Raw genomic sequence first — 3,869 nt, 5'->3', positions numbered from 1 at the left:
ATTGTATCCCCTTCCTGGTGACTGGTAAGCATATTGCTTTTATGAACAAGCCCTTTGGTCGAACTGTTCAGGTATACAAACGTCCCGAACGCAGCAAACCCCTGGATAGTACCGGAATAGGTCTTACCGACTACCACGTCAGCGAGACTGCACCCATCTCCCAGGCTGTATACAACTGTCTCTGTTCCTTTTGGCATACGTACAATCCACCGATATTCGGCCAGTCGCTGCGATCTGACAAGAAGCTGAATGAAATCCCGCCTTACGGGTAAGGGTGCAGGGCAACGCGAGCGACCGATTGCATTATAGTAGGAACTGGAGGAACATAAATTCAACCATGTAGTACAAGATTTCATGCCCAAAACAGGAGAAATTTCCTTTCTCCCGCTCTCTGGCTACTCTGGCGATGAGGCGATCTGTTTATCAGAAAACGGAATATCAAGCATAACCAGATCGTCGGGCGCCAGAAGTTCTCCGGAATAATACTTCCTTGCATCCAGAAGATGCTGATCTGCAGAGGTATACCGGGTACTGATGTGAAAAAGGGCAAGACGTACTGCTTTGAGTGAAGATGCAATCTTTCCTGCCTCACCGGCAGTTGAATGCATAAATTCACGGGCCCGATCCAGTTCACCATCGTCAAAGGTGGCATCGTGAATCAGGAGATCGGCATCATCACCCAGTTCTGCGAGTTCTGCCAGTATCGGTCTGGTATCACCAGAATAAATGATCTTCCTGCCAGGACGATGTTCTCCCATGACCATACCGGGAGAGATCCGTTTCTCTATACCATCAGCAACAATCACGACATCCTCGCCCCGCTGAAGTCTCCCAAAAAGCGGGCCTGGTTTGACACCCAGGCTGATTGCAAGCTCACGATTGAACCTTCCAGGCCGTTTGTCCTCTTCAAATATGTAAGCAAGACCGGGAATACCGTGATCCGTTGCCACCGCATGGATCGCATACCCATCAAATGTCAGGGTATCACCGGGTCTGACCCTGCGGGACTCGACCGGGAACTTAATCCTGCTTCTGCAGATCTGTTTGATATCAGCGACCATCTCATGAACCGAATCAGGCCCATAGATCACGAGTGGTTCTTCTCTGCCTGAGAATGACATCGTCTGCAGAAGACCAATAAGGCCAAGAAAATGGTCCGCATGCCAATGGGTGATAAAGACCGACTCAAATGAAAAACCAGCCCTTGCCTTCATCATCTGCCGCTGTGCACCCTCCCCACAGTCAAAGAGGAGATCGTGTGATCCCCATTTAAGAAGAAGACACGGGAGGTTTCGTGAGATGGTTGGGAGTGCTCCGGAGGTTCCCAGAAAAAATACCTGTAGCGTCTCACCGGCTATGATATCCACCCCTTAATCTGTTCATATGACTGCTTTGCCTCCTCAATTGACCGACCTTCCACTACTACCACCCCGGAATAATGTTCCAGAAGATCTGCAGAAAGCCGCTTCCAGTTGATAGTGCCGGCCCCTATCGGGAGGTGTTCATCAGACTTCCCATGATTATCATGAATATGAACATGAGATGCATGGTCCAGATACTTCCTGAACCCATCCACCTTTCCGATCGTATTGGCATGACCGAAATCTATTGTAAGCCCGATCCCTTCAATGTCCTCGATTAACCCAAGGATCTCTTCAGGGTACTGACAGAGAAAATCGGGGATATTTGGCATATTCTCAATGCAGGCAGTAACTCCATACTCCAGCGCTACCTTCCCAAACTCTCTTAATGCATCCTTCTGAAGCTGCCAGATCTTCCCGGGAACAAGTTTCCCGGTACAGGACAAGTATCCGGGATGAACCGTCACCCGGTCAGTGATCGGTGCTGCCTTCCTGATACATTCGGAGATCTGATGTACCGTCTCCTTCCATATCGGCTCATTAATGGCAGCCGGATTAAGGTCACCATAGGGAGCATGTACCGATGCTTTAAGGTTGGTACTGGCGAGGGTCTCGATCACCGAGTTGTAGGATTCAGATCTGCTAAAATGGTAATTACCGTCAGCACAAACTTCCCATCCGGAAAATCCTGCATCTTCAATCCCGAATATCCAGGAAATCTCATCCCAGACCTTTGCTGACGAACCAAAATAGGGGTGAATGCTCATGATGCTCCTGCTATCTTTTCAAGGGTGGATCTGACGCTCATGCGGTATTCTTCAAGAGTTCCCATATTCATGACCCGAATCGATGCAAGATCCATAGCAGCCCGCAGACCAAACGATGATTCGCGTTCATCACGAGCAGTAAGTTCAGAGATATTCTGCAGATCATCTGATCTGCCTCTGATAGTAAGGCGGGTAAACCTGGTTTCAAGGGGGGATTCGATCGCAATCAGGATAAAATCAAGAAAATGCCCGGAAAACTCCCTGACTTCGGCATCTCCACGAATTCCGTCGATCAGAACTACCGGAGCATGCTGTGATTCTATCACCGGGATGCAGACATGTGCAATTGCAGCCATCCCATACGTTTCACGGAGTCGTCTGGCTACAATTCCCATACTGGCATCAACAGGAGGAAGCCCTTCCTTTTTGACCTCTTCTCTGATGACATCCCCCATAACAACCACCGGTATGCCCATCTGGGCTGAAATACTTGAGAATTCACCCTTACCGGATCCCGGCATTCCCACAATTCCTATTACCTTCATACCATATCTCCCCTTGCTCCCTGGTTCGTATTCGTACCCGACGACCGAGTGTATCCGCGATGGCCTTCAGATCCTCCAGTTGAAGGGCCCTGATCCCGGTATATTCTCCCTGCTGGAGTACCAGATCCACGCCCTCAGCGACATCAGGCGATACCGCGGCTATCTGCTCACCGCTTCCAGGGAAGAGGGTTAGTACCACCTCGAATGATGGCAGGACCCCGGCCTGGTTTCCGGTGGTACAGATTGCGAGGGATTTTTTCACTTCAGATCCCAGTGCCCGCTCTTTTCCTTTCACCGTATTGAGGTTCCATTCTGGTTTTATATCGAGAGCAATGAGATCGATGAGCCCATTGGAGATCAGATCTGCAAGTACTGCAGGAAATACCCCGTTGGTATGTAACCCGGTGGCAAGGCCCATTCGCTTCACCTGCTCTGCAAGATACCGGAGAACATCCGGCTGCATGGTTGCCTCACCACCAGAGAAGACCACTCCGCTGATCAACAGTTCCGCAGATCTGATCATTGCCAGAATGTCATCAGCATTCTGGATATCCTGCCCACTCTGAATGCCCGGGTTCTGACAATACCAGCACCGGACCGGACACCCCCTAAAGAAGATCACACATACGGATCTCCCCCGCCAGTCTACGGTGCTGAGCGGGACAAAACCTGCAAAGTTGATTCGGATTGGATCGGTCACTGCGGTAACAGGTTGGTCACCGCTTTTCATCACTGTTTTCATTCCATCATGGATCGGAATACTTCTATCGGTCCTAGAGAGATGCGAGGGAGTCGGGGCAAAACAAATTTACTTGTTTTGCAGGAAACCAAATTGGAGTCCCCTTTTTGAAAAACGAGCCTTTATGTATCTCATTATTGAACGTATTAGGTATGTCAATAGTTGAGGATGCCCGTCGAGGCATCATCACCGAAGAGATGAAGACAGTAGCTGCACAGGAAGGCGTTACTGAAGATTATATCCGTCGTGGCATCGCGGCGGGCCATATTGTGATTCCAATCTCCCCGTACCGGAAGGTGAAAGTCTGTGGTATCGGAGAAGGGTTGCGCACCAAAGTGAACTGTTCAATCGGGACTTCCTCAGATATAGTTGATGTAGACATGGAGGTCGAGAAGGCAAAGGCAGGAGAGCGGGCAGGAGCCGATACCCTGATGGAACTCTCGACCGGCGGTGACTT

General features: G+C 50.0%; 5 protein-coding genes and 1 pseudogene. 1 reads left to right on the top strand and 5 read right to left on the bottom strand.

Features of this window, described 5'->3' with window-relative positions:
- The 5 genes and pseudogenes from LUQ50_RS00505 to LUQ50_RS00485 all read right to left on the bottom strand — a co-directional run.
- Nucleotides 1-197: pseudogene (locus LUQ50_RS00505) on the bottom strand (phosphoesterase); the annotation flags it as partial.
- 198 nt (nt 198-395) lie between these two features.
- Nucleotides 396-1,367, bottom strand: coding sequence for a ribonuclease Z (rnz, locus tag LUQ50_RS00500; protein ID WP_300034551.1), 972 nt, complete (start codon nt 1,365-1,367; stop codon nt 396-398).
- Nucleotides 1,355-2,128 (bottom strand): sugar phosphate isomerase/epimerase, encoded by a 774-nt coding sequence (locus tag LUQ50_RS00495; protein ID WP_300034548.1) that lies wholly within the window; start codon nt 2,126-2,128, stop codon nt 1,355-1,357. The genes rnz and LUQ50_RS00495 overlap by 13 nt, the downstream gene beginning before the upstream one ends.
- Nucleotides 2,125-2,673 carry an AAA family ATPase gene (locus LUQ50_RS00490; protein WP_300034545.1) on the bottom strand — a complete coding sequence of 183 codons (549 nt, stop codon included), beginning with the start codon at nt 2,671-2,673 and terminating at the stop codon, nt 2,125-2,127. The genes LUQ50_RS00495 and LUQ50_RS00490 overlap by 4 nt, the downstream gene beginning before the upstream one ends.
- The gene (locus tag LUQ50_RS00485) at nt 2,633-3,403 is read right to left on the bottom strand and encodes an anaerobic ribonucleoside-triphosphate reductase activating protein (protein ID WP_300034540.1); all 771 of its coding nucleotides are present in this window, start codon (nt 3,401-3,403) and stop codon (nt 2,633-2,635) included. Before LUQ50_RS00485 ends, LUQ50_RS00490 begins: the two co-directional genes overlap by 41 nt.
- 161 nt (nt 3,404-3,564) lie before the next feature.
- On the opposite strand from LUQ50_RS00485, the gene LUQ50_RS00480 reads away from it, so the two are divergent.
- The coding region (locus LUQ50_RS00480) for a phosphomethylpyrimidine synthase ThiC (protein WP_300034537.1) at nt 3,565-3,869 on the top strand (305 nt) is incomplete at its 3' end.

The sequence above is a fragment of the Methanospirillum sp. genome (genome assembly GCF_028679455.1).
Lineage (GTDB): Archaea > Halobacteriota > Methanomicrobia > Methanomicrobiales > Methanospirillaceae > Methanospirillum.
The sequence above is the reverse complement of the archived record's forward strand: the minus strand, read 5'-3'. Positions and strand labels throughout refer to the sequence as shown.